21 protein-coding genes and 1 pseudogene are annotated in these 24130 nt (G+C 61.1%); 16 read left to right on the forward strand and 6 right to left on the reverse strand.

Annotation, left to right across the window (positions count from 1 at the left end; all coding sequences use genetic code 11):
- Positions 1 to 34: 34 nt before the first annotated feature.
- The 4 genes from ACP7B3_RS28095 to ACP7B3_RS28110 all read right to left on the reverse strand — a co-directional run bounded on the left by ACP7B3_RS28095 (position 35) and on the right by ACP7B3_RS28110 (position 5871).
- Complete coding sequence (locus ACP7B3_RS28095; protein WP_426182519.1) at positions 35 to 2440, reverse strand: TonB-dependent siderophore receptor; 2406 nt, start codon at positions 2438 to 2440, stop codon at positions 35 to 37.
- A 97-nt stretch (positions 2441 to 2537) separates the two neighbouring features.
- Positions 2538 to 3491, reverse strand: a complete 954-nt coding sequence (locus ACP7B3_RS28100; protein ID WP_426182522.1) for a FecR family protein — start codon at positions 3489 to 3491, stop codon at positions 2538 to 2540.
- A 23-nt stretch (positions 3492 to 3514) separates the two neighbouring features.
- Complete coding sequence (locus ACP7B3_RS28105; protein ID WP_426182525.1) at positions 3515 to 4015, reverse strand: sigma-70 family RNA polymerase sigma factor; 501 nt, start codon at positions 4013 to 4015, stop codon at positions 3515 to 3517.
- A gap of 140 nt (positions 4016 to 4155) precedes the next feature.
- Complete coding sequence (locus ACP7B3_RS28110; RefSeq protein ID WP_416363987.1) at positions 4156 to 5871, reverse strand: ATP-dependent nuclease; 1716 nt, start codon at positions 5869 to 5871, stop codon at positions 4156 to 4158.
- Between the two features lie 143 nt (positions 5872 to 6014).
- Between ACP7B3_RS28110 and ACP7B3_RS28115 the strand changes: the two genes are divergently transcribed.
- The 8 genes and pseudogenes from ACP7B3_RS28115 to ACP7B3_RS28150 all read left to right on the forward strand — a co-directional run bounded on the left by ACP7B3_RS28115 (position 6015) and on the right by ACP7B3_RS28150 (position 12341).
- Positions 6015 to 6815, forward strand: coding sequence for a glucose 1-dehydrogenase (locus ACP7B3_RS28115; RefSeq protein ID WP_426182530.1), 801 nt, complete (start codon positions 6015 to 6017; stop codon positions 6813 to 6815).
- Positions 6808 to 8634: a glycoside hydrolase family 15 protein gene (locus ACP7B3_RS28120; RefSeq protein WP_426182533.1), complete on the forward strand. Its 1827-nt coding sequence runs from the start codon at positions 6808 to 6810 to the stop codon at positions 8632 to 8634. Before ACP7B3_RS28115 ends, ACP7B3_RS28120 begins: the two co-directional genes overlap by 8 nt.
- A 242-nt stretch (positions 8635 to 8876) precedes the next feature.
- Positions 8877 to 9356, forward strand: a pseudogene (locus tag ACP7B3_RS28125) (cysteine hydrolase family protein).
- A complete protein-coding gene (locus ACP7B3_RS28130) occupies positions 9353 to 9901 on the forward strand; it encodes a GNAT family N-acetyltransferase (RefSeq protein ID WP_426182536.1) in 549 nt (182 codons plus the stop codon). Before ACP7B3_RS28125 ends, ACP7B3_RS28130 begins: the two are co-directional and overlap by 4 nt.
- A gap of 55 nt (positions 9902 to 9956) precedes the next feature.
- On the forward strand, positions 9957 to 10346 hold the full coding sequence (locus ACP7B3_RS28135) for a hypothetical protein (protein ID WP_145163307.1): 390 nt from the start codon (positions 9957 to 9959) through the stop codon (positions 10344 to 10346).
- Between the two features lie 13 nt (positions 10347 to 10359).
- Positions 10360 to 10992, forward strand: a complete 633-nt coding sequence (locus ACP7B3_RS28140) for a BRCT domain-containing protein (RefSeq protein WP_145163306.1) — start codon at positions 10360 to 10362, stop codon at positions 10990 to 10992.
- A complete protein-coding gene (locus ACP7B3_RS28145; protein WP_426182540.1) occupies positions 10989 to 11393 on the forward strand; it encodes a VOC family protein in 405 nt (134 codons plus the stop codon). Before ACP7B3_RS28140 ends, ACP7B3_RS28145 begins: the two co-directional genes overlap by 4 nt.
- A gap of 42 nt (positions 11394 to 11435) precedes the next feature.
- Complete coding sequence (locus tag ACP7B3_RS28150; RefSeq protein ID WP_426182543.1) at positions 11436 to 12341, forward strand: alpha/beta fold hydrolase; 906 nt, start codon at positions 11436 to 11438, stop codon at positions 12339 to 12341.
- Between the two features lie 140 nt (positions 12342 to 12481).
- Here ACP7B3_RS28150 and ACP7B3_RS28155 read toward each other — a convergent pair whose 3' ends face one another.
- Positions 12482 to 13450, reverse strand: coding sequence for a GlxA family transcriptional regulator (locus ACP7B3_RS28155; RefSeq protein ID WP_426182546.1), 969 nt, complete (start codon positions 13448 to 13450; stop codon positions 12482 to 12484).
- A gap of 89 nt (positions 13451 to 13539) precedes the next feature.
- Here ACP7B3_RS28155 and inhA point away from each other — a divergent pair, with 89 nt between their 5' ends.
- On the forward strand, positions 13540 to 14220 hold the full coding sequence (gene inhA, locus ACP7B3_RS28160; protein ID WP_145163298.1) for an isonitrile hydratase: 681 nt from the start codon (positions 13540 to 13542) through the stop codon (positions 14218 to 14220).
- A 9-nt stretch (positions 14221 to 14229) separates the two neighbouring features.
- On the opposite strand, the gene ACP7B3_RS28165 is transcribed toward inhA, so the two are convergent.
- Positions 14230 to 14859 carry a LysE family translocator gene (locus ACP7B3_RS28165; protein ID WP_426182549.1) on the reverse strand — a complete coding sequence of 210 codons (630 nt, stop codon included), beginning with the start codon at positions 14857 to 14859 and terminating at the stop codon, positions 14230 to 14232.
- A gap of 171 nt (positions 14860 to 15030) precedes the next feature.
- Between ACP7B3_RS28165 and ACP7B3_RS28170 the strand changes: the two genes are divergently transcribed.
- The 7 genes from ACP7B3_RS28170 (at position 15031) to ACP7B3_RS28200 (ending at position 24123) form a co-directional block, all read left to right on the forward strand.
- Positions 15031 to 15546, forward strand: a complete 516-nt coding sequence (locus ACP7B3_RS28170) for a sigma-70 family RNA polymerase sigma factor (RefSeq protein ID WP_242201634.1) — start codon at positions 15031 to 15033, stop codon at positions 15544 to 15546.
- Complete coding sequence (locus tag ACP7B3_RS28175; RefSeq protein WP_426182553.1) at positions 15533 to 16483, forward strand: FecR domain-containing protein; 951 nt, start codon at positions 15533 to 15535, stop codon at positions 16481 to 16483. The genes ACP7B3_RS28170 and ACP7B3_RS28175 overlap by 14 nt, the downstream gene beginning before the upstream one ends.
- Positions 16484 to 16588: 105 nt before the next feature.
- Positions 16589 to 19075: a TonB-dependent siderophore receptor gene (locus ACP7B3_RS28180; protein ID WP_426182556.1), complete on the forward strand. Its 2487-nt coding sequence runs from the start codon at positions 16589 to 16591 to the stop codon at positions 19073 to 19075.
- A 429-nt stretch (positions 19076 to 19504) separates the two neighbouring features.
- A complete protein-coding gene (locus ACP7B3_RS28185) occupies positions 19505 to 20944 on the forward strand; it encodes an undecaprenyl-phosphate glucose phosphotransferase (RefSeq protein WP_242201640.1) in 1440 nt (479 codons plus the stop codon).
- A complete protein-coding gene (locus ACP7B3_RS28190) occupies positions 20944 to 22404 on the forward strand; it encodes a mannose-1-phosphate guanylyltransferase/mannose-6-phosphate isomerase (RefSeq protein ID WP_416363997.1) in 1461 nt (486 codons plus the stop codon). The genes ACP7B3_RS28185 and ACP7B3_RS28190 overlap by 1 nt, the downstream gene beginning before the upstream one ends.
- A gap of 1 nt (position 22405) precedes the next feature.
- Positions 22406 to 23317, forward strand: a complete 912-nt coding sequence (locus ACP7B3_RS28195; RefSeq protein ID WP_426182560.1) for a glycosyltransferase family 2 protein — start codon at positions 22406 to 22408, stop codon at positions 23315 to 23317.
- A gap of 29 nt (positions 23318 to 23346) precedes the next feature.
- Positions 23347 to 24123, forward strand: coding sequence for a polysaccharide biosynthesis/export family protein (locus ACP7B3_RS28200; RefSeq protein WP_426182563.1), 777 nt, complete (start codon positions 23347 to 23349; stop codon positions 24121 to 24123).
- Positions 24124 to 24130: the final 7 nt, after the last annotated feature.

Below are 24130 nucleotides of genomic sequence, written 5' to 3' on the forward strand. Positions count from 1 at the left end.
CCCCAGGGCTGCGATTTTTCGTGTCAACGGCAGGTCAGAACCCGACGCTTGCCCGTACGAAGAAGGTACGTGGTTCGCCAAGGTACAACCCGGCGTTGTTGTCGCTCGAGCGCGTGTAATGTTGTTGGTCGAAAACGTTTTTCACGCCCACGCCCAGTTTCAGGTTCGACAGTTGCGCACCAAAGTCATAGCCGCTGCGCACGTTGACCGAGACATAACCAGGAATATCGCCGTACTGGCCATCGGCAGTGCCCTGGGTGATGTAGGTAGTGCCAGTGCCCGGCGCTCGTTGCCCGGACTGGGCATAGACGTCCAGGTTATGGGTCCAGTGATTGATGTCGTAACGCAGGCCCGCCGTTGCCACTTCACGCGAATACAGCGGCAAGTCGCGGCCCTTGAACGGTACATCGCCTTCAGAGGTGGCCTTGGTGTAGGTGAAACCGGCGCTGGCGGTGAGGCCGTCCAGGCGCGGGTCGAGGTTCGACAGGTCGTAGTGGGCCGAGGTTTCGATGCCCTGGTGCTTGGTGGCGCCCAGGTTGGTCCAGCCCACGTCATTGCTGACGTATTGCAACTCGTCCGAGAAGTCGATGTAGAACAACGTCACTTCGCCGCCCCACACGCTGTCGTTGTAGCGCGTGCCGACCTCGTAGGTCTTGGCTTTTTCCGGGTTCAGGCCATCGGCCGTCTGGTTGACCCGGCCGCCCTGCCCGATCTGCGCATACTGCAGGCTGCCGAACGAGGTTTCGTAGTTGGCGAACAGTTTCCAGGCATCGGAAATGTGGTACATCACGCTCAACGCCGGCAAGGGCTCGTTGCTTTCGATCTTGCGATTTTTCTCCACGGTGCGCACGCCGTTCAGGGCGACCACCGGGCGATCATGCCAACGGGTTTCGATGGTTTCAAAGCGGATACCCGGGGTGACGGTCCATTTGCCGATATCGATTTTGTTATCGAGATAGAACGCGTTGGCGACGGTGCCGCCGGTGCGATCCTGGTAAACGTGTCCATCGTTTTGGCCACCCGGCGTCGGCACATTGTCGACCAGGTTCAAGCTGCTGGCTTGCTCATGCATGCCTTCTTTCAGGTAGCGGTAACCGAGACTGACTTCCTGAGTGCTGGGGCCCACGTCGAACACATGCGACACACGCGGCTCGATGCCGAAGGTGTAGTAGGTGCGCGGGTAGGAGCCGATGGTTTTCAGGTCACGGTTGGCGATGTTGCTGCCACGGAAGCTGTCGGTGTAGTAGGTCAGCACTTCGGCCTGGGTACGGTCATCGATCTGCCGGATGTACTTGAACGACACGTCCTTGCGGCGGCCGCTGAAGTTGTCGTAGTCGCGCACCGACTGGTACGGATTGGCGTCGAATTGCTTCTGGGTCAAGCCGCCGGGCATGTCGGCGCTGGCGTCGTAGTAGTGGAAATTAAGCGAGAAATCGTCTTGATCGGTCGGCGCCCAGTGCGTCTTGAGGATCACGTCGTCGATGTCATTGGCGTTGTTGCTGTCGCGGTAACCGTTGCCGTTGACGCCGGTATAGAGCAACGCGACGCCAATCCCGTTGTCGGCGGTGCCACCCACAAAGGCGTTGTCGACGTGTTTCCAGCCACCGTGTTCAGCCGTCTGCAAGGTGGTGCCGACTTCCCCGGAGAACGTCTCGGGAATGGCGCGGGTGACGAAGTTGATCACACCGCCGACGTTCTGCGGCCCATAACGCACGGAACCGGCGCCGCGCACCACGTCGATGCTGTCCAGGTTGCCGGCGGAAATCGGCGCCATCGACAGTTGAGGCTGGCCATACGGGGCGAACGCCGCCGGTACGCCGTCGATCAACACGGTGGAGCGTGGCGACAGGCGCGACGTCAGGCCACGAACGCCGACGTTCAGGGAAATATCACTGCCACCGGTGCCGTTGGATTCCTGCACCTGCACGCCAGGGATACGGCGCAGCACGTCACCGACGTTCATTGCGCCCTGCTCCACCATGGCTTCACGGCGCACCACCGTGCGCGCGCCAGGGTGGTTCTGCACGACGGCGGCGTTCGCATCGCCCAACCAGTCGCCAACCACCTTGATGTCAGTGACGCCCAGCTCCAGCGGCGAGCCCGCTTCACCGGTGCCGGTGCTTTGCGGGCGCAGGGTCACAGAGCCGGCGTCGATCTGGTAATCCAGGCCGCTGCCTTGCAGCAGCTGGCGCAGGGCTTGTTCGGGCGAGAGGTTACCGTCCACCGCAGGCGCTTGCTTGCCGGCGACCATGTCCGGGTTGAAAAACACTTGCAGGGAAGTCTGCTGGCCCAACTGGCTCAACGCTGCGCCCAAAGGCTGGGCGCGGATGTGGATGCCGTCGCCAGCATAGGCCGCAGGCAGCGCGGCACTGACGGCGAGCGCCAGCGCCAGGGGCGCCCAGCGGGAAATTTTATTGTTGTAGACGGTCAGTTTTTTCACGTCGAACCCAGTCCTGTGATCGCAAGAGTGTGCGGCTGTTAATGCAAACCAGTTGCAGTTGCAGGAGAAGACGAAGAACTCGGAAAAAACCTGAATCTCAGCGGGAAATAATTTCCTGGCTGCCATCGGGCAAGCTGCGCAGGGCGACCGGCAGTATGTGCGGCAAGGCTTTGAGCAAGGCGTCGGTGTCGCGGGCGTTGAACACACTGGTCAAGCGCAGGTTGCTCACCGCCGCCGTGCTGACCCGCAAGGGCTGTTCACGATAGCGCGATACTTCACGGGCCACTTCGCCGAGGGTGGCGTTGTTGAACACCAGTTTTCCGCTGCGCCAGGCGGTCAGTTCATCGGCATTCACCGCGTAAGCCGCTGCGACCTGCCCCTGGGAATCGACATGCGTGCCGCGGCCTGCCGTGAGCGTGACCCTCTGATCCGTCGAGCGCCCCTGTACCTTGACGGTGCCGGCCTCGACCACCACGCGGGTCTGGTCGTCGTCACGGCGCACATCGAACCGTGTGCCGGTGACCGTCACCTGTCCTGCACCGGCGACCACGATGAACGGGCGACGGGTGTCATGCTCGACGCTGAACATCGCTTCGCCTTGCTTGATCTCCACACCGCGCCGGCCCTTTTCGTAGTGCACCGCGACCACGCTGCGGCTGTTCAGGTCCATGACCGAGCCGTCCGGCAAGGCCACTTGGCGATGCTCACCCACGCGCGTACTGAATTGCGCACTGTAGGGTGTGGGCTGATCCAGCCCGCTGAACAGCCCGAGGCCCAGGGCAATCGCCACCACACTGGCGGCGACGGCGTAACGCACAACGGCGCGGCACCGGGGCCGCTCGACCGGCGCCTCACACAACGCCTGCAAACGCGCCTTGGGCAGCAGGTCTGCGGCGCTCCACATCCCTTGCAGCACATCGAATTCGTACTGGTGCTCGGGACGCTCGTTGCGCCAGGCGTCGAAGCGCTGGCGTTCTGCGCTGCTCAAGTCGGCCTCTTGCAGGCGTACAAACCATTGCGCGGCTTCGTCGCGAGCGCGGCTATCCATCATGGAAGGTCCTGTGTCAAAGCGGGTCATGGGGCCATCGCATCCAGGCGGTCACGCAGATGCCGCAAGGTGCGGATCATATACTTTTCCACCATGTTTTTAGACAGGCCCAGGCGCACGGAGATTTCCTGCTGGGTCAGGCCCTCGATTTTCTGCCAGATAAATACCTTGCGGCAGTTGAGCGGCAACTCGGCCAGGGCCCGCTCGATGGAGTCCGCCAACTGGATCGCGTGCATGAAATGCTCCGGATCGCCGCTGTGCGGCGAACGCTGATCAAAGGCTTCCAGCGCCAGCGCCTCACGCCGGTCTTCGCGGCGATAGGCATCAACGGCGATGTTGCGCGCGGTTTGATGCAAATAGGCGCGCGGTTGCTCAACCTCGCTGGAACGCGACTCTAGCACCCGCACGAAGGTGTCGTGGGCCAGGTCCTCGGCCTGCTGACGGTTTCTCAGGCAGCGTGTCCAGGTTCCGATCAACTCTTCGTAGTGCTCGAAAAAGCCTGTTCTGCGGGGCGGCTGAGGAGTCATCGAGTGAGCACTGAGGAGGCGGGGCGTGAATAGTAATGTTTCCTATTAAGTGGAGCAATTGCTTCGCGTCGCCGAGATTGTGATTCCCCGGATGCGGCGTCGCTCCACCGCACACCCCATACTTGCAACGCCTAATCAGGCTACACCATGCCTGAGTTCCAACGTTTGATGAACTGACACAGCAGCTCAACTTGCACTCGCAAATCGAGAGGGCTGTAGTCAGGTATATGATCAGCAACGTAGGCGGATGCTACCTTGACCTTGTTGGCTGTTTTGCTCTTTTGCGCATGCTGCTTTTTGTAGAGCAAACGGTTTGCCCAAATACTGGTTCCCCCTGTTCGTGCCGCCGACGGATGGACTGCTTTGATTATTTTTTCCAGTCGCAGGGGATCTAGATAGTTTTCCACCTCACGTCCCTTCGTCACCCATACATGCCGGTTTGGGTGGTGACTGAAAGCATTAACAATGCGTTGCTTTGTGACGTTGATCGCTTTATCGACGCCGCTCTTATCACTGTCGAGCAAGATCGCTGAATGTCGATTCAATCTAATCAGGCTAATAAGATCCTCAAGGTTGTCATCCCCTTCCTCGCCATCATCATCTGCGGTCAGATGGCTCAGCAAACGCCCACCGTAAAACATGATTGAATAATGAATACCTTCACGCAGAGAGGGCGCCAGCCCGCTGATCCAATGGTTTAAATAGGTACGATCAGAAGGCCCTTCAACCCAGATTACGCAATTGGCCTGCAAGATATCGGAAGCCATATACCCCATCCGGTCAAGAATTTCGCTTAGGTCTGGCTTGCAATCGATGTAGGTACCGTGGCTCTGGAAAATCTTCAATTTTTCCGTAGCGGCAACATTGATCAATGCTGCGGAATGCGTGCTGATAAATAGTTGTTGTGTTCGCTCACTGGCAATCTGGATCAGCGTCTCCATCAAGTAACGCATCAGGGTTGGATGCAGATGGGTTTCCGGTTCTTCGATCAGACACACTGCGCCTTCCGGACACGTCCTCAGCCAGCTTGCAATCCAGGCGAACGTCTTCCAGCCGGATGGTAGCCAGTGGCCCTGCAACTCGTTAGACATTCGATGATCATCATCCAGCCAAACGCCGATGATCCCGGGCTCGCTCAGATGAAACGAAACATCGTTGAGCAGCGTCTGCCCCCTCTCCTCCGCCCTAGGAAACACCGCCAAACCGAGAAGATGGTGGCGGATGCTATTCAACGCCTCAACGAATGCCTTATCGAACGCCTCTTCAGGTTGGGCACTAGCGCGATAGCAGATGCACGAGCAACTGAAAAAGCGTGGGAACGGGCTGAACGGTGCATTTTTATAAAGCTGACCCGACACATTCACCTTTCGACGCGCCAACCTTCTTTGATCCGAGGAGTATTGCCATCCACCGTCATGAGCCTGAGGCGGTGGCAAGAGCAATTGTATGCAACTTGCGTAACGCAATGCTTCTTCGGGATGTTCCGCCGCACCAGAGGAAAAGAGATAACCCCAGCGCTCGCCATTACTGAACTTGACACCGTAGGAGGGATTACTCTGCCTGGGAGGATTTTCCCGGGGGAGCGAAGCCAAGATCTCTGGGTACCGCAGGCCTCTCAGCATGTCGAGGATTGTCGATTTACCGGCCCCATTCTCGCCAAGCAACACGTTTACCTGCCCCGTTTCTAATGGGCTCGTTTCGAACAACATGTCGAAATGCGCCTGCGCTGAAAGGTCTTGAGGGACGCTCTGCTGGGGAGAATTGAGGGTACGAATGCCAGAAAACCAAATATGCGAAATATGCATGAGCCCAAAACACGCTGATTGATGTTCCTGCGTATCGGCGGCATTCCCCACTTCCTGAACCTGTACCTGACGACATCTCCAACGATAACGCCTGAGCAGGATAAGCAGCCATCGTCGCATTTGAGACAACCGGTGAACTTCCGCCCTGCGCCGCCAGTCAGCTGCAAAGACTCTCTTAAAACGGTGGGTGGGCTATGCAGATCTCGTTGCAGCAACAAGTGGCCCTGGTCACCGGCGCCAGTTCCGGCATTGGTGCAGGCGCTGCCAAGGCATTGGCCGAGGCCGGTGCGGCCGTGGTGCTCAATTACAACTCGCAGGCGGCGCCGGCCGAAGCCCTTGCCGCGCAGATCAACGCCAACGGCGGCCAGGCGATTGCCATCGGTGGCGATGTGTCCAAGGAAGCCGACGTAGAACGTTTATTCGCCCAGACCCTCGATGCCTTCGGCCACCTGGACATTCTGGTGGCCAACTCCGGCCTGCAAAAAGACGCCAACCTGGTCGACATGACCCTCGACGACTGGAACACCGTGATCGGCGTCAACCTCACCGGCCAGTTCCTGTGTGCCCGCGCCGCCGTGCGGATTTTCAACCGCCAGGGCGTGCGCGAAGGCGTGTCGCGTGCCGCCGGCAAAATCATCCACATGAGTTCGGTGCACCAGATCATTCCCTGGGCCGGGCATGTGAATTACGCCGCCTCCAAGGGCGGCGTGGAGATGCTGATGCGCACCCTCGCCCAGGAAGTCAGCGAACAACGCATCCGCATCAATGGCATTGCGCCGGGCGCCATTCGTACGGCGATCAACCGCGTAGCCACCGAGGGTGCGGCAGAAAAAGAGCTGTTGAAGTTGATTCCCTATGGCCGCGTCGGCGACGTCGAAGACGTGGCCAACGCGGTGGTGTGGCTGGCCAGCGACGCGTCCGACTACGTGGTCGGCAGCACCCTGTTCATTGACGGTGGCATGAGCCTTTATCCGGAGTTTCGTGGCAATGGTTGATTTCAAGAACGAACCCCAAAGCGCCATCGATGCCCACGGCATTATTGGCGATATGCGCAGCGCGGCCTTGGTGAATGACCGCGGCAGCATCGACTTTTTCTGCTGGCCGGAATTCGACAGCCCGTCAATCTTCTGTTCGCTGCTCGACACGCCTGAGGCGGGTGTCTTTCAACTCTCCCCCGAACTGAAAAACGCACGGCGTGAGCAAATCTACCTGCCCGATACCAACGTGCTGCAAACCCGCTGGCTGAGCGATGAAGCCGTGGTGGAAATCACCGACCTGCTGGTCATCAGTGAAGAAATCGACGACCTGCCGCTGCTGATTCGCCGCGTGCGCGTGGTCAGCGGCAGCGCAAACATCCAGCTGCGCTGCGCCGTGCGCCACGACTATGCGCGCACGCCAACCCAGGCCAGCCTCGCCGACGGTATCGTGTCTTTTACCGCCGACGGCCTGCCTGGCCTGCGGCTGGCGGGCAGCCACGCGATGCAGATCGAAGATGATGCCGCCGTGGCCAGCTTCACCCTGGGCCAGGAAGAAGGCGCTGAGTTCGTGCTCGGCGGCCAGGATGACCCCCGCGTCAACAACGGCTGCACCGACCTGGCGCTGGCGCACACCTTGAAATTCTGGCGCGGCTGGATCGCACAGTCGAATTACCGTGGGCGCTGGCGCGAAATGGTCAACCGCTCGGCACTCGCCTTGAAGCTGCTGACCTCGCGCAAGCACGGCGCAATCATCGCCGCCGCGACATTTGGCCTGCCGGAAACCCCCGGCGGCGAACGCAACTGGGACTACCGCTACACGTGGATCCGCGACGCCTCGTTTACCGTCTACGCCTTCATGCGTCTGGGGTTCATCGAAGAGGCCAACGCTTACATGCGCTGGCTTAAGGGCCGCGTCAGCGACTGCTGCGGTCAGGCGACCAAAATCAATATTCTTTACGGTATCGATGGGCGCCAGGAACTGCCGGAAGCCACGCTTGATCACCTCAGCGGCCACGGCGGCGCCAAACCGGTGCGCATCGGCAATGAAGCGTTTGACCAGGTCCAGCTGGATATCTACGGCGAGCTGATGGACGCGGTGTACCTGGTCAACAAATACGGCGAAGCAATTTCCCATGAAGGCTGGAAACACACCGTGGAAGTGGCAGATCAGGTGTGCGAAATCTGGAACCAGCAAGACGTGGGCATCTGGGAAATGCGCGGTGAGGAGCATCACTTCCTGCATTCGCGCCTGATGTGCTGGGTGGCGCTGGACCGCGCAATCCGGTTGGCCTCCAAGCGCTCGCTGCCCGCCCCGTTTGCGCGCTGGGACCAGACACGCCAGGCGATCTACGCGGATATCTGGAGCAACTTCTGGAATGAAGAGCGCGGGCATTTCGTGCAGCACATCGGCAGTACTGCGCTGGATGGTTCGATGCTGCTGATGCCGCTGGTGCGCTTCGTCGCGGCCACCGACCCACGCTGGCTGTCGACGCTTGAAGCAATCCAGAAAAGCCTGGTGCGTGACGGCATGGTCTACCGTTACCGCAACGACGACAGCCAGATCGACGGGCTGCAAGGCACCGAAGGCGCATTCGCCGCGTGTTCGTTCTGGTACGTCGAATGCCTGGCGCGCGCCGGGCAAGTGGAGAAGGCCCACCTGGAATTCGAACAACTGCTGCGCTACGCCAACCCGTTGGGCTTGTACGCCGAAGAGTTCGACAGCCAGGCGCATCACCTGGGCAATACGCCGCAGGCGTTGAGCCATTTGGCGCTGATCAGCGCGGCGACCTTCCTGGACCGCAAGCTGAGCGGGGAAAAGACCACCTGGCAACCGTGAGCGGACTTGACGCACAGCAGAGGCCTATCTACCTGACACTGAGGGCCACCTGTGCGAGCGGATTTGTCGAGAAGCGGGAGTGTCAGTGACTGCATGCAGAGGCTGACACATCGCATTCGCGAGCAAGCCCGCTCCCACAGGGGATTGGGTTCAGCCTCCAGCTGTTGATTTTGATCTGAGGCGCCTCGCTGAACCCAACAGCGTGCACAATGGGCATCCCCCGAGCTGCGTTCAGGAACCCCATGCGCCAGGTATTGTTGATCATCGACGTGCAACCTTCCTTCAATCCACCCGCGTGGCTGGTCGATGGCATCAACGCCCTGCTCGGGCGCCTACCCTTGGTGGCCACTGTGGAGCGCCATGACGAAAGCATCACCCCCTTCACCCGCCAACTGGGCTGGCAACCCGCGCCGGATGACGACAGCCTGATCCCAGCCGAGCGCATCTTCATCAAACACGGCTATGCGCCGACACCCGAAACCCTGGACTAACTGAAAAGCCTGGCGCCGGAGCGCGTGCTGGTGTGTGGCCTTCAAACCGATACGTGCGTGCTGGCGGCCGGGTTCGCGTTATTTGACGCCGGCTTGCAGCCGACACTGATCAGCGACTTGACCATGGGCTCGTCGCTGGACCTGTCGGGAACACTGGGCGTGGATTTGTGGCGGCACCATTTTGGATGCGTGATTGATCGGGCTCAGGTGATGGCGACGACCGCCTCATGAACCCATTCCCGACGCTTGCCACCCAGCGCCTGTGCCTGCGCGAACTGCGCGCAAACGACGCCCCCGCCCTGTTCGCCATCCACCGCGACACCATCAACATGCGCTGGTTTGGCGCCGACCCGATGACCGACCTCGCCCAGGCCTACGCGCTGATCGACACCTTCGCCCAGTGGCGCACCCAGCCCAACCCCGGCACACGCTGGGGGATTGAACGGGACGGCGAACTGATCGGCAGCTGCGGCCTGTTCAAATGGAATCGCGCCTGGCACAGCTGCGCCCTGTCCTGTGAACTGGCGCCCACCGCCCGTGGCCAGGGCTTGATGAGCGAAGCGTTGCGGGCGATGCTCGATTGGGGCATCGCGCACATGCACTTGCATCGGGTTGAAGCCTTGGTGCATCCGCAAAACACCGCGTCACTGGCGTTGTTGGAACGCCTGGGCTTCATCGCCGAAGGGACGTTGCGAGAAGCCGGGTTCTGGAATGGCCAGCGGCATGATCTGATGGTGTTGGGGTTATTGATGCAGAAGTGGCTAGAGAAGAAATAAAAGATATATAAAGGTACAGCCGCCCTTCATCACGCCTGATATTCAAGGAAGGAATATGACACCACGTATACGCCGAGACGCCGGTACATCGCTGCGACCAACCCTGAGCTGGAGTGAGACGTGGGAAAGCGACGATAAGGGTTTGATCAAATGCTGGGAGACGGGTCGTGAGCTGGCAACAAAGCGATCTGATCTTGCGCAAGCTGCTCTCAACGATGAGTTGCCCCCACTCGGCTGGAAAGGTGGTGTCAGTCGAAGCCTAAAAAAGCTCGAAAAGTTTGGCTCGCTCAACTACCTGGCGCAATGGCAGGGCCTACGAGGTGAAAACCTGGATATTGATCCGGAGCATGAGGTCCTTAAAACCTGTTCGCGCACTAACATGACAGTTACGTTCACGCCCGACAAAACGAAGTACATCAACCAGACAACGGAAGCTGAAGAATAGGGAGCAAGGACGCATGGTCGATCTTCATCAGGAATTCGAGCGAAGCCTCTACTTTCACAAAGCTCGTATTGATAGACGCTCTGCTGACGCATTGGTTGGCATCACTGCCGGCTTGACCGCAGATGGAAAAATCAACCAACAGGAGGCCGAGTTTCTCAAGTCGTGGATCGAAACCCACTTGATACATCTGGAAGACCCGGTCATTAACATACTGTATCAACGCCTCTCCCACATGCTGAGCGATGGCGTACTTGATGAGGACGAGTCGATTGAGCTGTTGGAGATCCTGCATCAGTTCTCCGGCGTTCCCGTTGGTGCACCTCAGCATGCTAAAGGCGTTAGTACTCTTCCTTTAAACGACCCAGTCCCTGAACTCGATTGGCTAGACAGGGTTTTCTTATTCACTGGGATCATGGCTTACGGCCCTCGGAAAGACTGCGAGTCGCTCGTAGTCGAACGCGGGGGCGTGATCGGTAACTCCGTGAGTAAAAAGATACATTTTTTGGTGGTGGGCAGCATTGGCAACGAGCAGTGGCTCCACAGCTCCTACGGGGCGAAGATCAAGAAAGCCGTGGAATTGCGAAATAGTGGTGTCCCCATTGCGATCATCAGCGAAACTCACTGGCAACAGGTGCTATTCGGTTGAACCCCATCGTCTCCATCCTCATTCATGTCCCCGACTGGCGCACCGCAACCCTGTGGTACGCCGCGGCCTTTCCTTCTTCCACGCGGATTCATCATCAGCCGGATGATTTTGGTCATCTGGAGATGGACGGTGTGTCCATTGAAATCGTCAACGCCGACGACAAGGTTGCCTGTGGCGCCGCAGGCTCGGTGGTGTATTGGCGCGTGGACGATCTGCCTTCGACGGTGCGCCGGCTGGAGGCATTGGGCGCGACGCTGTATCGCGGGCCTTTGGCGATTGAGGGTGGGCAGTGGATGGCTCAGGTGCGCGACCCGTGGGGCACTTGCATCGGGTTGCGCCAGGTCGGGCTGGACAAGTCAGACGACTGCCTTGATTTACACCCCGTACCGTCACGGGTTTGAGCTAGAGTGGCCGCTACTTTGGCCAGTCGATAAGTGCCCCTCATGACTACGCCCGCCCCGCTGCTATATGTCCGTACGCCGATGCTGGAAATCGCCTACGAAGCCCACGGCCCCGAAGACGGCGAACCGGTGATCCTGCTGCATGGTTTCCCTTACGACCCGCGGGGCTACGATGAGATCGCGCCGGCCCTGGCCGAACGCGGTTGTCGGGTGTTGGTGCCTTATCTGCGCGGTTATGGCCCGACGCGGTTTATCAACGCGCAGGTGATGCGCTCCGGCCAACAGGCGGCGTTGGCCAAGGACCTGCTGGATTTCATGGATGCCCTTGGCATCGCGCAGGCCACGCTCGCCGGTTACGACTGGGGTGGACGCGCCGCGTGTATCGTCGCCGCTCTATGGCCGCACCGAGTGCGCGGATTGGTGACCGGGGATGGCTACAACATCCAGGACATTGCCAAGTCGCTTGAACCGAGCGCGCCGGAAACGGAGCATCGGTTGTGGTATCAGTTTTACTTTCACACCCAGCGTGGCGTGGACGGCCTGAGCGCCAATCGCCGTGAGTTCTGCGAGTTGTTGTGGCGGCTGTGGTCGCCGACCTGGGCTGAGGGGCCCGGGCTGTATGGCCGCACGGCGCCGTCGTTTGACAACCCGGACTTTGTCGACGTGGTGATTCACTCCTATCGCCACCGTTTCACCTACGCGCCGGGCGACCCGGCGCTGGAGGCGATCGAGCAGGCACTGGCCGCGCAGCCGCCGATTTCGGTGCCGACGATTTCGCTGTGCGGCGCTGATGACGGCGTAGGCCCGGCCCCGGCGGTGGATGACGACGAGGAACATTTCAGCGGTATTTACCGACGCGAAGTCTTGTCCGGTGTGGGCCACAACATTCCTCAGGAAGCGCCACAGGCCACCCTCAGGGCAATCTGCGAATTGCTGGATCGGGCCTGAACGTTACCGGGCAGCTTTGATCCTGAAACTGAACACGCTGCCCTGCCCCTCCACGCTTTCTGCCCAAACCGTGCCGCCGCTTCGATGATGCCGTGGGAAATGTACAGGCCCAGCCCGCTGCAAAATGTGTACGTTTTCGCTCAAGTCGGTGCGCAGAAGCGCTCACGGTAAGCCTGGGGCGTGACTTCCAGTGCCCGCAGGAAACTGCGCCGCAGGGTTTCCTCGCAGCCAAAACCGCACTGCACCGCGATACGTTTGATCGACGCCGTGCTGTCGGCCAACTGCCGACGCGCGGTTTCTACACGGATCAGTTCGACTGCGCGCGCCGGGGTCTGGCCGGTTTCGGCGCGGTAGTGCCGCACGAAGCTGCGTTCGCTCATGCCGGCCTGGGCGGCCAAGGTGGGAATATTCAGATCGAGGGTGAGGTTTTCGGCCATCCACGCGTGCAAGTCGGCAAAGCGGCTGTCGCCCTTTTGCAGGGACAACGCCACGCTGTATTGCGCTTGCCCACCGGGGCGTTTAAGAAACACCACCAAGTGCCGCGCCGCTTCCAGGGCCACGGCGCGGCCCAGATCTTCTTCCACCAGGGCCAGGCACAGGTCGATGCCGGCCGTCACGCCGGCGGACGTCCACACCGAGCCTTGCCGGATGAAAATCGGATTGGCTTCCACCGTCAGCGACGGAAACTTGCGCGCCAGTTCCTCGCAGCGTGTCCAGTGGGTGGCCACGCGGCAACCATCGAGCAAACCGCTGGCGGCGAGCAGGAAAGCCCCGGTGCACACCGAGGTCATGCGTCGGGTGTGCCGGGCTTTTTGTGTGACCCAATCGACCAGCGCGGCATCTTCGGCGGCGCCATACACGCCCCAGCCGCCGGCGATCACCAGCGTGTCGCACGGCGCGTCGGCCGCAGGCAGCGGCTCGGCCACCAAGGCCAGGCCCGCAGAGGTCATCACCGGTTCCGCCTGGGCGGCAATCACCGACACCGCATAAGGCAACGGCTGGCCGCGCTGGCGCGCCAGGTCATTGGTGGTGGCGAACACCTGTAATGGCCCGGTCACATCGAGCACCTGGGCGTTATTGAAGGCGAGTACGTGAATGGTCCGGGTCATGTTGGCGTAATCTGTGGGCTCAATGGCGTATGCGCCAAAGCCTAGGCCTCTAGAGTGAGGCCGTCTACCCCTTTATCGGAGCTTCATCGATGACCTTGCAGATTGGCTTTGTGTTGTTCCCCGGTATCCAGCAACTGGACCTCACCGGCCCCTACGACGTGCTGGGTTCGCTGCCGGATGTGCAACTGCATCTGGTGTGGAAAGACCTGGCACCGGTCACCTCCAGCACCGGCATGGTGTTTACGCCGACCATGACGTACGCCGACTGCCCGCGCCTGGACGTGATTTGCGTGCCCGGCGGTGCCGGCGTCGGCGCCTTGATGGAAGACCCGCAAACCCTGGATTTCCTCAAAGCCCAGGCACAGACCGCACGCTACGTGACCTCGGTGTGCACCGGTTCGCTGGTACTCGGCGCGGCGGGTTTGCTGCGCGGCCGCAGGGCCACCACGCACTGGGCCTATCACGACCTGCTCGCCCCACTCGGCGCCATTGCGGTCCAAGCGCGCGTGGTGCGTGACGGCAACCTGCTGACCGGCGGCGGGATTACGGCAGGAATCGACTTTGCCCTGACCCTGGCCGCCGAACTCTACAGCGAGGCCGCGGCGCAACTGGTGCAGTTGCAGATCGAATACGCGCCCGCCCCGCCGTTCGATTCGGGCAGCCCGCAGACCGCGCCCGCGCACGTACTGGAAGAAGCCAGGAAGCGTACGGCCGAATCGCGTCGCGTGCGCGGCGAGGTCGTGGCCCGGGCGGCAGCTCGGTTGGGTTGAGGTGCCCTGTCAAGCTGGCCGAGACATCAGCGCCAGCCGCGCGGCCAGCAGCATGAGCACCGTCGCCAGGCCCCATTTCTGGAGCCTGGCGCTCTGTGCGCGGCCGGCAAAAAAGCGCCTGAGCGCGCCGCCAAAAATCCCCAGCAACGCATGAAACACACCGGCAATCAGCGTCAGAACGCCGCCCAGCATCAGCAGTTGCAGCGTGATGGAACCGGCCTGCGGCCTGACGAACTGAGGCAAAAACACCATGAAAAACAACAGTGCCTTGGGGTTGAGCAGGCTGTTGAGCATGGCCTGTGCGAACACACGGCCCAGGCGCACGCGTTCCACCTGGGCAGCGTCCAGGCTCGGGCTTTTCTGCAAGGTCTTGACCACCAGCCACAGCAGGTAAATGACGCCGGCATAACGAATCACATCAAACGACGGCGGCCAACTGGCGACCAGTGCCGTGACACCGGTGGCGGTCAACGCGGTCAGCAGCAGGTCTGCGACGCAAATCCCCAGGCTCGACGCCACGCCACCGCGCCAGCCATAACTCACGCCATGACTGATAACAAAGGCCATGTTCGGCCCCGGCGATAGCAGCAGCAACACCACCGCCCCTGAAAACACCAACAAGGTTGAAAGATCGATCATGCTCAAGCCCTGCGCCGTAAAAGCCTGCAGGCTAATCGGCCAGCCCTGCGCGCACAAAAAATTGTGCTGGATACATTCTTTGCTCACGACGGCACCGGGCGATTGCTCGTGACCACAACCAGCGTCTAGAATGCGAAACATTATCAATTGAGACTGTTGCGCAGGATGCCCATGTCGAGCGACCCCCCTCTGGACCCTGCCACCCTCGGCCAGCTCTACCAGGCTCATCATTCGTGGCTGCGCGGCTGGTTAAGCCGGCGCACCGGCTGCCGTGAACACGCTGCCGACCTGGCGCAGGAAACCTTCATGCGCCTGCTCATCGCGCGCAAACAGCAAACCTTGCAGCAGCCCCGCGCTTACCTGAGCAGCATCGCGCGCAGCCTGATGATCGACCAATACCGGCGCCGCGAACTGGAACGCGCCTACCTTGAGAGCCTCGCGCACTTCCCGGAACTGCAAGTGCCGTCGGAGGAGACCCGGCTGCTGATCCTCGACAGCCTGGAGCGCATCGACCGCTTGCTCGACCAGCTCAAGCCACGCGTGCGCGAAGCCTTTTTGCTCGCGCAACTGGATGGCCTGACGTGTGCGCAAATCGCCTTGCGCCTGGGCGTGTCCAAAGCCACCGTCGAGCGTGACCTGTCCAAAGCGCTGCACGCTTGCTACCGGTTGCGGTATGCCGAACGTTGACCCGCGCCTGCTCGACCAGGCTATCCAGTGGATGATAAAGCTGCGTTTCAACGTCGCCGATGACGCCAGCACCGCCGCGTTCGAGCAGTGGTTGCAGACCAGCGCCGAGCATCAGCGGGTGTGGCATCGCGTAGCGAGCATGCATGATGAATTTGCCCAGGTTCCCGCTCGCGTCGGCCACCATGCGCTGGATGGCGCACGCCGACGCATCAGCCGCCGGGAAGGTTTGAAAGTGTTGGGGCTGTTGGCTGGCGCCGCCGGGCTGACCTGGCTCGGTCGCGACTACACACCCCTGCCCGCCTTGCTGGCCGACTACCGCACGGCCACCGGCGAACGGCGCTGGGTCACGTTGAGCGATGGCAGCCAGGTGCAGCTCAACAGCGCCAGCGCGATCGACACCGCCTTCACTGCCGAGCGGCGCCAGGTGCAGCTGCTTCAGGGCGAGATACGGGTCAATAGCAGTGCCGACAACCGGCCGTTGTGGGTACAGACTCGCGATGGTTTGCTGCGCGCCCTCGACACGCGGTTTCTGCTGCGCGAGGCCTCTCAAGGTACCTTGCTCGATGTGCAGCACGGCGCCGTGGCGGTGTATGCCGACAAGCACTCATCCAACCCCCGACATATCGTCAAGCCAGGTCAACACATACTGTTCGACCGCCACGGCATTCGCCCATCGATTGCCAACGGCCTGGATCCCTGGGCCTGGAGCGAAGGTGTGATCAGCGCCCACAACATGCGCCTGGACGACTTCCTCGCCGAACTGAGCCGCTACCGCAACGGCCTGGTGCGTTGCAGCGAAGCGGTAGCCAGCCTGCGCGTGTCGGGCACGTACCAACTGGACGACACCGATCAGGTGTTGAGCCTGGTGGCGCAATCGTTGCCGGTGAGCATTCACTACCGCAGCCGCTACTGGGTCACTGTCACGCCTCGCGTGTAAGTGCTGAAAAATAAATGAGGTGAATGCTCATTGCCGCTCGACCTGTAAGGAAAGGCCGATCAACAGGCCGGTGTTGTCCACTTCCTTCAGGAGCATTCCGCGGTCATGCAAGCGTTTCCTTCCCAACGTTCTTCCCTCAAGCGCACGGTGCAGGCCGCCGTGCTCGGCGCCTGCCTCAGCGGAGGTGGCCTGCCCTCGGCCGTGCTGGCCGACACACCTGCCGTCGATAATCAGGCGCGCGATTGGCACATCGCTCCAGGCGCCCTGGCCAACGCGTTGGATCAGTTCGCCCGCCAGGCCGGCATCAGCCTGTCGTACGACGCCACCAGCGTCGCCGGCAAGTCCAGCCAGGGCATGACCGGCAACCTTGACCGCGAGCAAGCGTTGAACCAGCTGCTGCGCGGGCAACACCTGCAAGCCCAGCGCCAGGGTGCAAGCACCTGGCTGTTGCTGCCGCAAATGGCCGAATCCGGCGCGCTCAACCTGAGCACCACCACCGTCACCGGCGCCCGTGCAGGGGCCACAACCGACGGCACCGGCGCCTACACCACCGGTGCGGTGACGATCGGCAAAGGCGAACACAGCCTGCGGGAAACCCCGCAATCGGTCAGCGTGATGACCCGTCAATTGATGGACGATCAGAACCTCACCACCATCGATGACGTCATGGAGCGCACACCGGGCATCACCACCTATGAGTCGCCCATGGGCGGCAAGTATTTCTACTCCCGGGGTTTCAAGATGCTCGGCCAGTACCAGTACGACGGGGTGCCTCTGGACATGGGTAAGGACTACGTACAGGCCGACAGTTTTACCGCCAACATGGCGATTTATGATCGAGTGGAAGTGCTCAAGGGTGCAGCCGGCATGCTCAAGGGCGCCGGCACCGCCAGCGGCGCGGTGAATTTTGTGCGCAAGCGGCCTCAAGCCAAACCCACCACCAGCCTGTCGCTGTCCGCCGGCACCTGGGACAACTACCGCGCCGACCTCGACACCGGCGGCGCACTGAATGACAGCGGCACCGTGCGCGGCCGCGCGGCCGTCAGCCAGCAAACGCGCGGGTCGTATATGGATATCGCCAAGCGCCAGGACCAGGCGGTCTACGCGGCACTGGATTTCGACCTCGACGCCGACACCACCCTGGGCGTCGGTGCCAGCTATGAAGACGTTGATGCCTCGCCCTGCTGGGGCGGCTTGCCGCGCTACAGCGACGGCAAAAGCGCCAAGCTCAGCCGCTCCACGTGCCTGGGCCAATCCTGGAACGACTGGCAAAGCCAGCGCGCCACGTTCTTCGCCGACCTCACCCACCACTTCAGCGATGACTGGAAACTCAACGTGGCGGCCGTGCACAGCCGCAACCTGCAAGGCATCAAATACGCCGCCAGCGAAGGCACCATCGCCTATGGCAACCCGGCACCGACGGCCAACTCCTACGCAGCCTTGATGGATTACGACCACCGCGACTTCGGCCTTGACGCCTACCTGGACGGCAAGTTCGAAGCCTTCGGCCTCGAACACGAACTGATCATTGGCGCCAACGGCAGCCGGGGCACCCAGGATGATGTGTATGCAATCCAGAACCTGCCGACGCGCGTGAACATCTACCAGCCCGACCACCACCTGCCGGAACCCGCCAACGATACCTTCTGGCCCAACATGTACCGCGGCGGCACGGTCAAGGAAACCGCCACCCAATACGGCACCTACGCCACGTTGCGTCTACGCCTGGCCGAACCGTTGTTGTTTATCGTCGGCAGCCGCGTGAGCTGGTATGAGAACCGTCGCCAGTCCAACAACCTGGCCTGGGGCGAATGGGCCGTGCAGGATGCGCGCACCCGGGAAACCGGCGAAGTCACACCGTTTGCCGCACTGATTTATGACCTCGACGAACACCTCTCGGTGTACGCCAGCTACGCCGATATCTTCCAGCCACAAAGTTCCTACGCCACGGTCGACGGCGCGGCACTCAAGCCGCAGATCGGCGACAACTACGAGCTGGGGATCAAGGGCGAATGGTTCGAGGGGCGCCTCAACAGCTCCCTTGCGCTGTTTCGCGCCGTGCAGAAAAACACCGCTGAAACCGACTACCTCAGCGTCTGCCCGACGTCCTCCGACGGTTATTGCTACAGCGACACCGGCAAGACCCGCGCCCAGGGTGTAGAAGCCGAAGTCAGTGGTGAATTGCTCGAGCGCCTGCAGGTGTTCGGCGGCTACACCTATACCCAGACCAAAACCCTGAAGAACATCGACAGCGCCGTGGAAGGTGGCGTGTCCAACAGCTACGTGCCCCGGCATATGCTGCGCATGTGGGGTGACTACCAACTGGATGGCGCGCTGTCGAAATGGAGCGTGGGCACCGGCGTTAACGCCCAGAGCAGCAACTACCGCGTGCAGGGCATCAAGCTCGAACAGGCCGGTTATGCGGTGTGGAGTGCGCGCCTGGCCTATCGCGTAGACGACACCTGGACCGTGGCGCTCAACGGTAACAATGTTTTCGACAAACACTATTATCAAACCGTGGGCACCGCCGCCTGGGGCAACTTTTACGGTGAACCGCGCAATTTTACCCTGAGTGTGAAAGGCAACTTCTAACCTCCGATGTCCCCGGTGGCAGGCATTAGGCGCCCTGCCACCGCGTCCTTGTCCCCTTTTCCTACCTCTATTCGAAAAAGGTTTGTGCATCTGGCAGGAAAATTCTCACATTTGTTCCTACACTCAAAATCACACCTCTTCACCGCGTGTTCGAGCAAGGAAAGTCAATAAAATGCGACGAAAAACTCAGCTTAACGTGTCTGGCATGCAACCTTTGCGCCACAGTCAAAAAATTGACTGAGTAACAGAAAAGGAACACTCCTTAAGTCACTAGCCCCGCAAGTTTCCTTCATTTGGATGGCTTCACTTGGATGAAATAGTTGCGTTTTACCCAGAGTAGCCATCGTTCGACTTGCCCTCCTTCACGCAGCCTGCTGCCGATGGACCAAACAGCCGAATAGTAGGTCTGGAGTGCAATGAGGGATGTTTATGCGAGAAAAGTCTTCAGTCGATAGCCTGTTTCTGACCCGCGCTGGTTTTGTTGAGTTTTTTGTTGTTTTCGTCAAGTTGATCCATGGCCTGACTGCCATCTTGCCGCCATTGGTGTTGGTGTTGTTCCTCGACCCACTGGCTCCCGAGCTGCGTTCCCACTTCCTTGGTCTGCTGCTGTTTTTTGCGATCATGACCATCATTCTGTTCCAGGCTCTGGGCATCTATTCCGAAGAGCTGTTCAGCAATCGCCTGCGCCTGCGGGCCAAGATAGTCGCCTGGTCAGCGGCGTTCTGCATCTTGCTGTTCATGTACCAGATCCTGCAGTTTTTCCCGCAATTGACGCCGCGCAACCTGGTGGCGTGGTACTTCGCCAGCCTGGCGCTGTTCGGCATTGAACGCCTAGTGATGCTGCGCCTGTACCGCAACCTGATGCGCAAGGGCAAATACCTGCAGCGCACTGTGATCCTGGGCTTCACCGACACCGCCGTGCACGTTGCCGATCACCTGCAACGCAATGGCGATATCCGCTCCGGCCTGATCGGTTTTATCGACGACCGCACCGAGCGCATCCCCAAGGAATTGAGCAGCCTGCCCTTGCTGGGCAACACCCGCGACCTGGAAAAACTGATCCGCGCCGAGCAGGTCAACCAAGTGATGATCTGCCTGCCCTGGGCTGCCGAGCAGCGTATCCACGGCCTGGTCAATCGCCTGCGCCAGTTGTCGGTGAACGTCATGCTGGTGCCCGACATGGCCGCGCTGCGCTACGGCCACAGCCGCATCACGGACGTGGGCGGCATCCTGATGTTCAACACCTCGCAGCTGCCCTTGCGCGGTTGGTCGCCGGTGATCAAGCGCTGTGAAGATTTGCTGCTGGCGAGCATGGCCCTGGTGGCGCTGTCGCCGGTGATGCTGGCAACGGCGATTGCGATCAAGCTCGACTCCAAGGGGCCGGTGCTGTTTCGCCAGAACCGTTATGGCTACAACGACAACGAGATACGCGTGTTCAAGTTCCGCTCGATGTTCACCGACCAGAGCGACTTCACCGCCGAGCAACAGACCACCCGCAAGGACCCGCGCATCACGCGGGTGGGCCGCATCATTCGCAAGACCAGCATCGACGAGCTGCCGCAGTTGTTCAACGTGCTGCAGGGCAACATGTCGATGGTGGGCCCGCGCCCGCATGCCACCGCGACCAAGGCTGCCGGCGTTCCGTTCGAAGTGGCGGTGAGCGAGTACAGTTCGCGGCATCGGGTCAAACCGGGCATCACCGGGTGGGCACAGATCAACGGCTACCGGGGTGAAACCGACACCCTGTACAAGATCCAGAAACGTGTCGAGTACGACCTGGAGTACATCTCCAAGTGGTCGGTGTGGTTTGACTTGTACATCGTCTTCATGACGGTCCCAGCCGTCCTCTCCACCAAGGAAGTCTATTGATGAATACCCTCAACGGATTAATTCCCTGCATTATTTCCGGTGGTTCGGGCACGCGGCTGTGGCCGGTGTCGCGCCAGAACATGCCCAAGCCTTTCATGCGCATGCGTGACGGCCAGAGCCTGCTGCAAAAAACTTTTCAGCGCGCCGCCAAACTGCCCGGCGTGGAAAGCGTGCTCACGGTGACCAACCGCGACCTGCTGTTTCGCACCCTGGATGACTACCGCGTGGTCAACAAGGCCCACTTGCCTCTGGACCTGTTGCTGGAGCCGTTCGGGCGAAATACCGCCGCGGCCATTGCGGTGGCGGCGCTGCATGTGCAGGAACATTTCGGTGATCAGGCGCAACTGTTGGTGATGCCCGCCGACCATCTGATCCTCAACGAAGTCGCGTTTGCCGAGGCCGTCACCCAGGCCCGCGACCTGGCCGAAGCCGGTTATCTGGTGACCTTCGGCATCCAGCCCGACCATCCGGAAACCGGCTTTGGCTACATCGAAAAAGGCGACGCGCTGGGCACCGGCAACCGGGTCAAACGCTTCGTCGAAAAACCCGACCAGGCCACCGCCCAAGCCTACCTCGACGGCGGCAAACACCTGTGGAACGCCGGCATGTTCTGCTTCAAGGCCAGCACCCTGGTGGAGGAACTCGCCGCCCATGCCCCCGACGTGCTGACGGCCGCCAAAGCCGCACTGGACCACAGCCAGAGCCTGCAAAACAAAACCTCGCGCCAGCGCGAACTGGACTCGGACGCCTTCGGCAGCGCACCGGACATTTCCATCGACGTGGCGCTGATGGAAAAGTCCCAGAAAGTCGCCGTGGTGCCCTGCGACATCGGCTGGAGCGACATCGGTTCCTGGGAGGCGCTGCGCCAGCTCACGCCCAGCGACGCCCACGGCAACCAGGTCAATGGCGAAGCAATTTTGCATGACGTGCACAACTGCTACATCGACTCGCCCAAACGCGTGCTCGGCGCCGTTGGCGTACACGACCTGATCATTGTCGACACTCCGGATGCGCTGCTGATCGCTGACGCCAACCGCAGCCAGGATGTGCGTTACATCGTCGCCGAACTCAAGCGCCAGAATCATCCGGCGTACAGCCTGCACCGCACCGTCACCCGGCCGTGGGGCACCTACACGGTGCTGGAGGAAAGCAGCCGCTTCAAGATCAAGCGCATCGTGGTCAAGCCCCAGGCGTCACTGTCGTTGCAGATGCACCACCACCGCAGCGAACACTGGGTGGTGGTCAGCGGCGCGGCGCAGATCACCAATGGTGAGCGCGAATTCCTGATCAACGCCAACGAGTCCACGTACATTCCGGCCGGGCACAAGCACCGCCTGACCAACCCCGGCATCATCGACCTGGTAATGATCGAGGTGCAGAGCGGCGAGTACCTGGGCGAAGACGACATCGTGCGCTTTGACGACATCTACGGGCGTGCGCCCGCAGAAGTGAAAAAGTGACATGCGCACCTCGTTGATCATCCCGACCCGCAACGCGTCCAGTCACCTGGCGCGGCTGCTGCCTGCGCTGAACATGCAGACGCTGCAACCGGACGAAATGCTGGTGGTCGACAGCGCTTCCAGCGATGACACCGTCGCGCGCTTTCGCGAGTTCGGCGCCCGGGTCGAGGTGATCGACGCCCGCGATTTCAACCACGGCGGCACACGGCGCTGGGCCAGTGAACAGGTGAGCGGCGAGGCGCTGATCGTGATGACCCAGGACGCGATCCCCGCAGACCCAGAGACCTTCGCCAACCTGCTCGAAGAATTGCAGCAAGACCCGCTCAACGGCGTGGCCTACGGCCGCCAATTACCGCACCCCGGCGCCGGGGTGCTGGGCGCGCAGTCGCGGCACTTCAACTACCCGCCACACAGCCGTAGCAAGTGCCTGGCCGATGCGCCGCAGTTGGGGATCAAGACCTGCTTCAGCTCCGACTCGTTTTGCGTGTACCGACGCAGCGCCCTGCAGGCGGTCGGCGGTTTTCCCGCCGATGTGATCGGCAGCGAAGACGCCTACGTCGCTGCGCGCATGCTGCTTGAAGGCTACACGGTGCGCTACGCCGCCACGGCGCGGGTGTACCACTCCCACGATTACCGACTCATGGATGAGTTTCACCGCTACTTCGACATTGGCGTGTTCTACGGTCGCGAGCCGTGGATTCGCCAGGCGTTTGGCGATGCCGGCGGTGAAGGTAAACGCTATGTACTGGCTGAGCTCGCGGCATTGCGCGCAGCCGGTGCATTGCACCGCGTACCCGAAGTACTGGTGCGCAGCGCGTTCAAGTTGCTCGGCTATCGGCTGGGCCAGCAGGAACGCCGGCTCCCCCTCGCCCTCAAGCGGCGCATCAGCATGTTCCCCGGTTATTGGAGGTGAGCAGCATGACTAACAGGAAGTCCGCCCTTATGAAAAAAACCGTGCTCCTCCTGGCCGTGATGGCCTTGGCCGCCTGCAATACGCCGGCACGCATTGTCCCGCCGGATGACAAGACCGTCGAGGACGGCAAGCGCGCCCTCGACCAGTTGGCGCAGCTGCCGCCGGCCGTGGAACGCATCCGCATCGGCGATCAGCTGCGGATCGTGCGCGATGCCGGCGAGATGCCGACGCTGTCGGCGTTCAACGTCAGCACCATTTATGAGCTGACGCTGTACACGGTGCAGACCGACGGCAAGATCAACTACCCGTTCCTGGGGCCGATCCAGGTCGCCGGGCGTCAGCCATCGGAACTGGCCATAGAGCTGAGCAACAAGCTCGCGCCGGTCTACCGCGAGCCGCGGGTGACGGTGAATATCAACCAGGCGCCGGGCAATTCGGTGATCGTCGGCGGCGCGGTGAATAACCCGACGGCGGTGCAACTCGGCACGGCCAACACCCTGGAGCAAGCGATTGTCGGCGCCGGCGGGGTGAACCCTTCGGGCAATGCCAGCATGGTCGCGCTGCTGCGCGAAGATGCCCAGGGCGCCTACCACGCCTACTTCCTGGACTTCAGCCAATACCTCAAACCCGGCCCGAACGGGCGTAAACCGGTGCACCTGCAACGCGGGGATGTGGTGTTCGTGCCTAAATCCAACGTCGGCGAGCGCATCCAAGGGGTGGATACCTACTTGAACCAACTGATCCCGTTCACCAAATCCATTGGGGTTGGTTACAACTACACCAAAACCAGCGGCGGCAATAACTGAAGGAGCG

The organism is Pseudomonas sp. TWRC1-2, assembly GCF_049896685.1.
In the GTDB taxonomy this organism is placed as follows: domain Bacteria; phylum Pseudomonadota; class Gammaproteobacteria; order Pseudomonadales; family Pseudomonadaceae; genus Aquipseudomonas.

What these genes read in the sequence shown, in the direction of transcription:
- ACP7B3_RS28135 (WP_145163307.1), top strand. Translation starts at nt 9,957, where the DNA reads ATGACACCACGTATACGCCGAGACGCCGGTACATCGCTGCGACCAACC.
- ACP7B3_RS28195 (WP_426182560.1), top strand. Translation starts at nt 22,406, where the DNA reads ATGCGCACCTCGTTGATCATCCCGACCCGCAACGCGTCCAGTCACCTG.
- ACP7B3_RS28150 (WP_426182543.1), top strand. Translation starts at nt 11,436, where the DNA reads ATGACTACGCCCGCCCCGCTGCTATATGTCCGTACGCCGATGCTGGAA.
- ACP7B3_RS28130 (WP_426182536.1), top strand. Translation starts at nt 9,353, where the DNA reads ATGAACCCATTCCCGACGCTTGCCACCCAGCGCCTGTGCCTGCGCGAA.
- ACP7B3_RS28175 (WP_426182553.1), top strand. Translation starts at nt 15,533, where the DNA reads ATGCCGAACGTTGACCCGCGCCTGCTCGACCAGGCTATCCAGTGGATG.
- ACP7B3_RS28165 (WP_426182549.1), bottom strand. Translation starts at nt 14,859, where the DNA reads ATGATCGATCTTTCAACCTTGTTGGTGTTTTCAGGGGCGGTGGTGTTG.
- inhA (WP_145163298.1), top strand. Translation starts at nt 13,540, where the DNA reads ATGACCTTGCAGATTGGCTTTGTGTTGTTCCCCGGTATCCAGCAACTG.
- ACP7B3_RS28200 (WP_426182563.1), top strand. Translation starts at nt 23,347, where the DNA reads ATGAAAAAAACCGTGCTCCTCCTGGCCGTGATGGCCTTGGCCGCCTGC.
- ACP7B3_RS28155 (WP_426182546.1), bottom strand. Translation starts at nt 13,450, where the DNA reads ATGACCCGGACCATTCACGTACTCGCCTTCAATAACGCCCAGGTGCTC.
- ACP7B3_RS28105 (WP_426182525.1), bottom strand. Translation starts at nt 4,015, where the DNA reads ATGACTCCTCAGCCGCCCCGCAGAACAGGCTTTTTCGAGCACTACGAA.
- ACP7B3_RS28120 (WP_426182533.1), top strand. Translation starts at nt 6,808, where the DNA reads ATGGTTGATTTCAAGAACGAACCCCAAAGCGCCATCGATGCCCACGGC.
- ACP7B3_RS28140 (WP_145163306.1), top strand. Translation starts at nt 10,360, where the DNA reads ATGGTCGATCTTCATCAGGAATTCGAGCGAAGCCTCTACTTTCACAAA.
- ACP7B3_RS28100 (WP_426182522.1), bottom strand. Translation starts at nt 3,491, where the DNA reads ATGATGGATAGCCGCGCTCGCGACGAAGCCGCGCAATGGTTTGTACGC.
- ACP7B3_RS28170 (WP_242201634.1), top strand. Translation starts at nt 15,031, where the DNA reads ATGTCGAGCGACCCCCCTCTGGACCCTGCCACCCTCGGCCAGCTCTAC.
- ACP7B3_RS28180 (WP_426182556.1), top strand. Translation starts at nt 16,589, where the DNA reads ATGCAAGCGTTTCCTTCCCAACGTTCTTCCCTCAAGCGCACGGTGCAG.
- ACP7B3_RS28115 (WP_426182530.1), top strand. Translation starts at nt 6,015, where the DNA reads ATGCAGATCTCGTTGCAGCAACAAGTGGCCCTGGTCACCGGCGCCAGT.
- ACP7B3_RS28185 (WP_242201640.1), top strand. Translation starts at nt 19,505, where the DNA reads ATGCGAGAAAAGTCTTCAGTCGATAGCCTGTTTCTGACCCGCGCTGGT.
- ACP7B3_RS28190 (WP_416363997.1), top strand. Translation starts at nt 20,944, where the DNA reads ATGAATACCCTCAACGGATTAATTCCCTGCATTATTTCCGGTGGTTCG.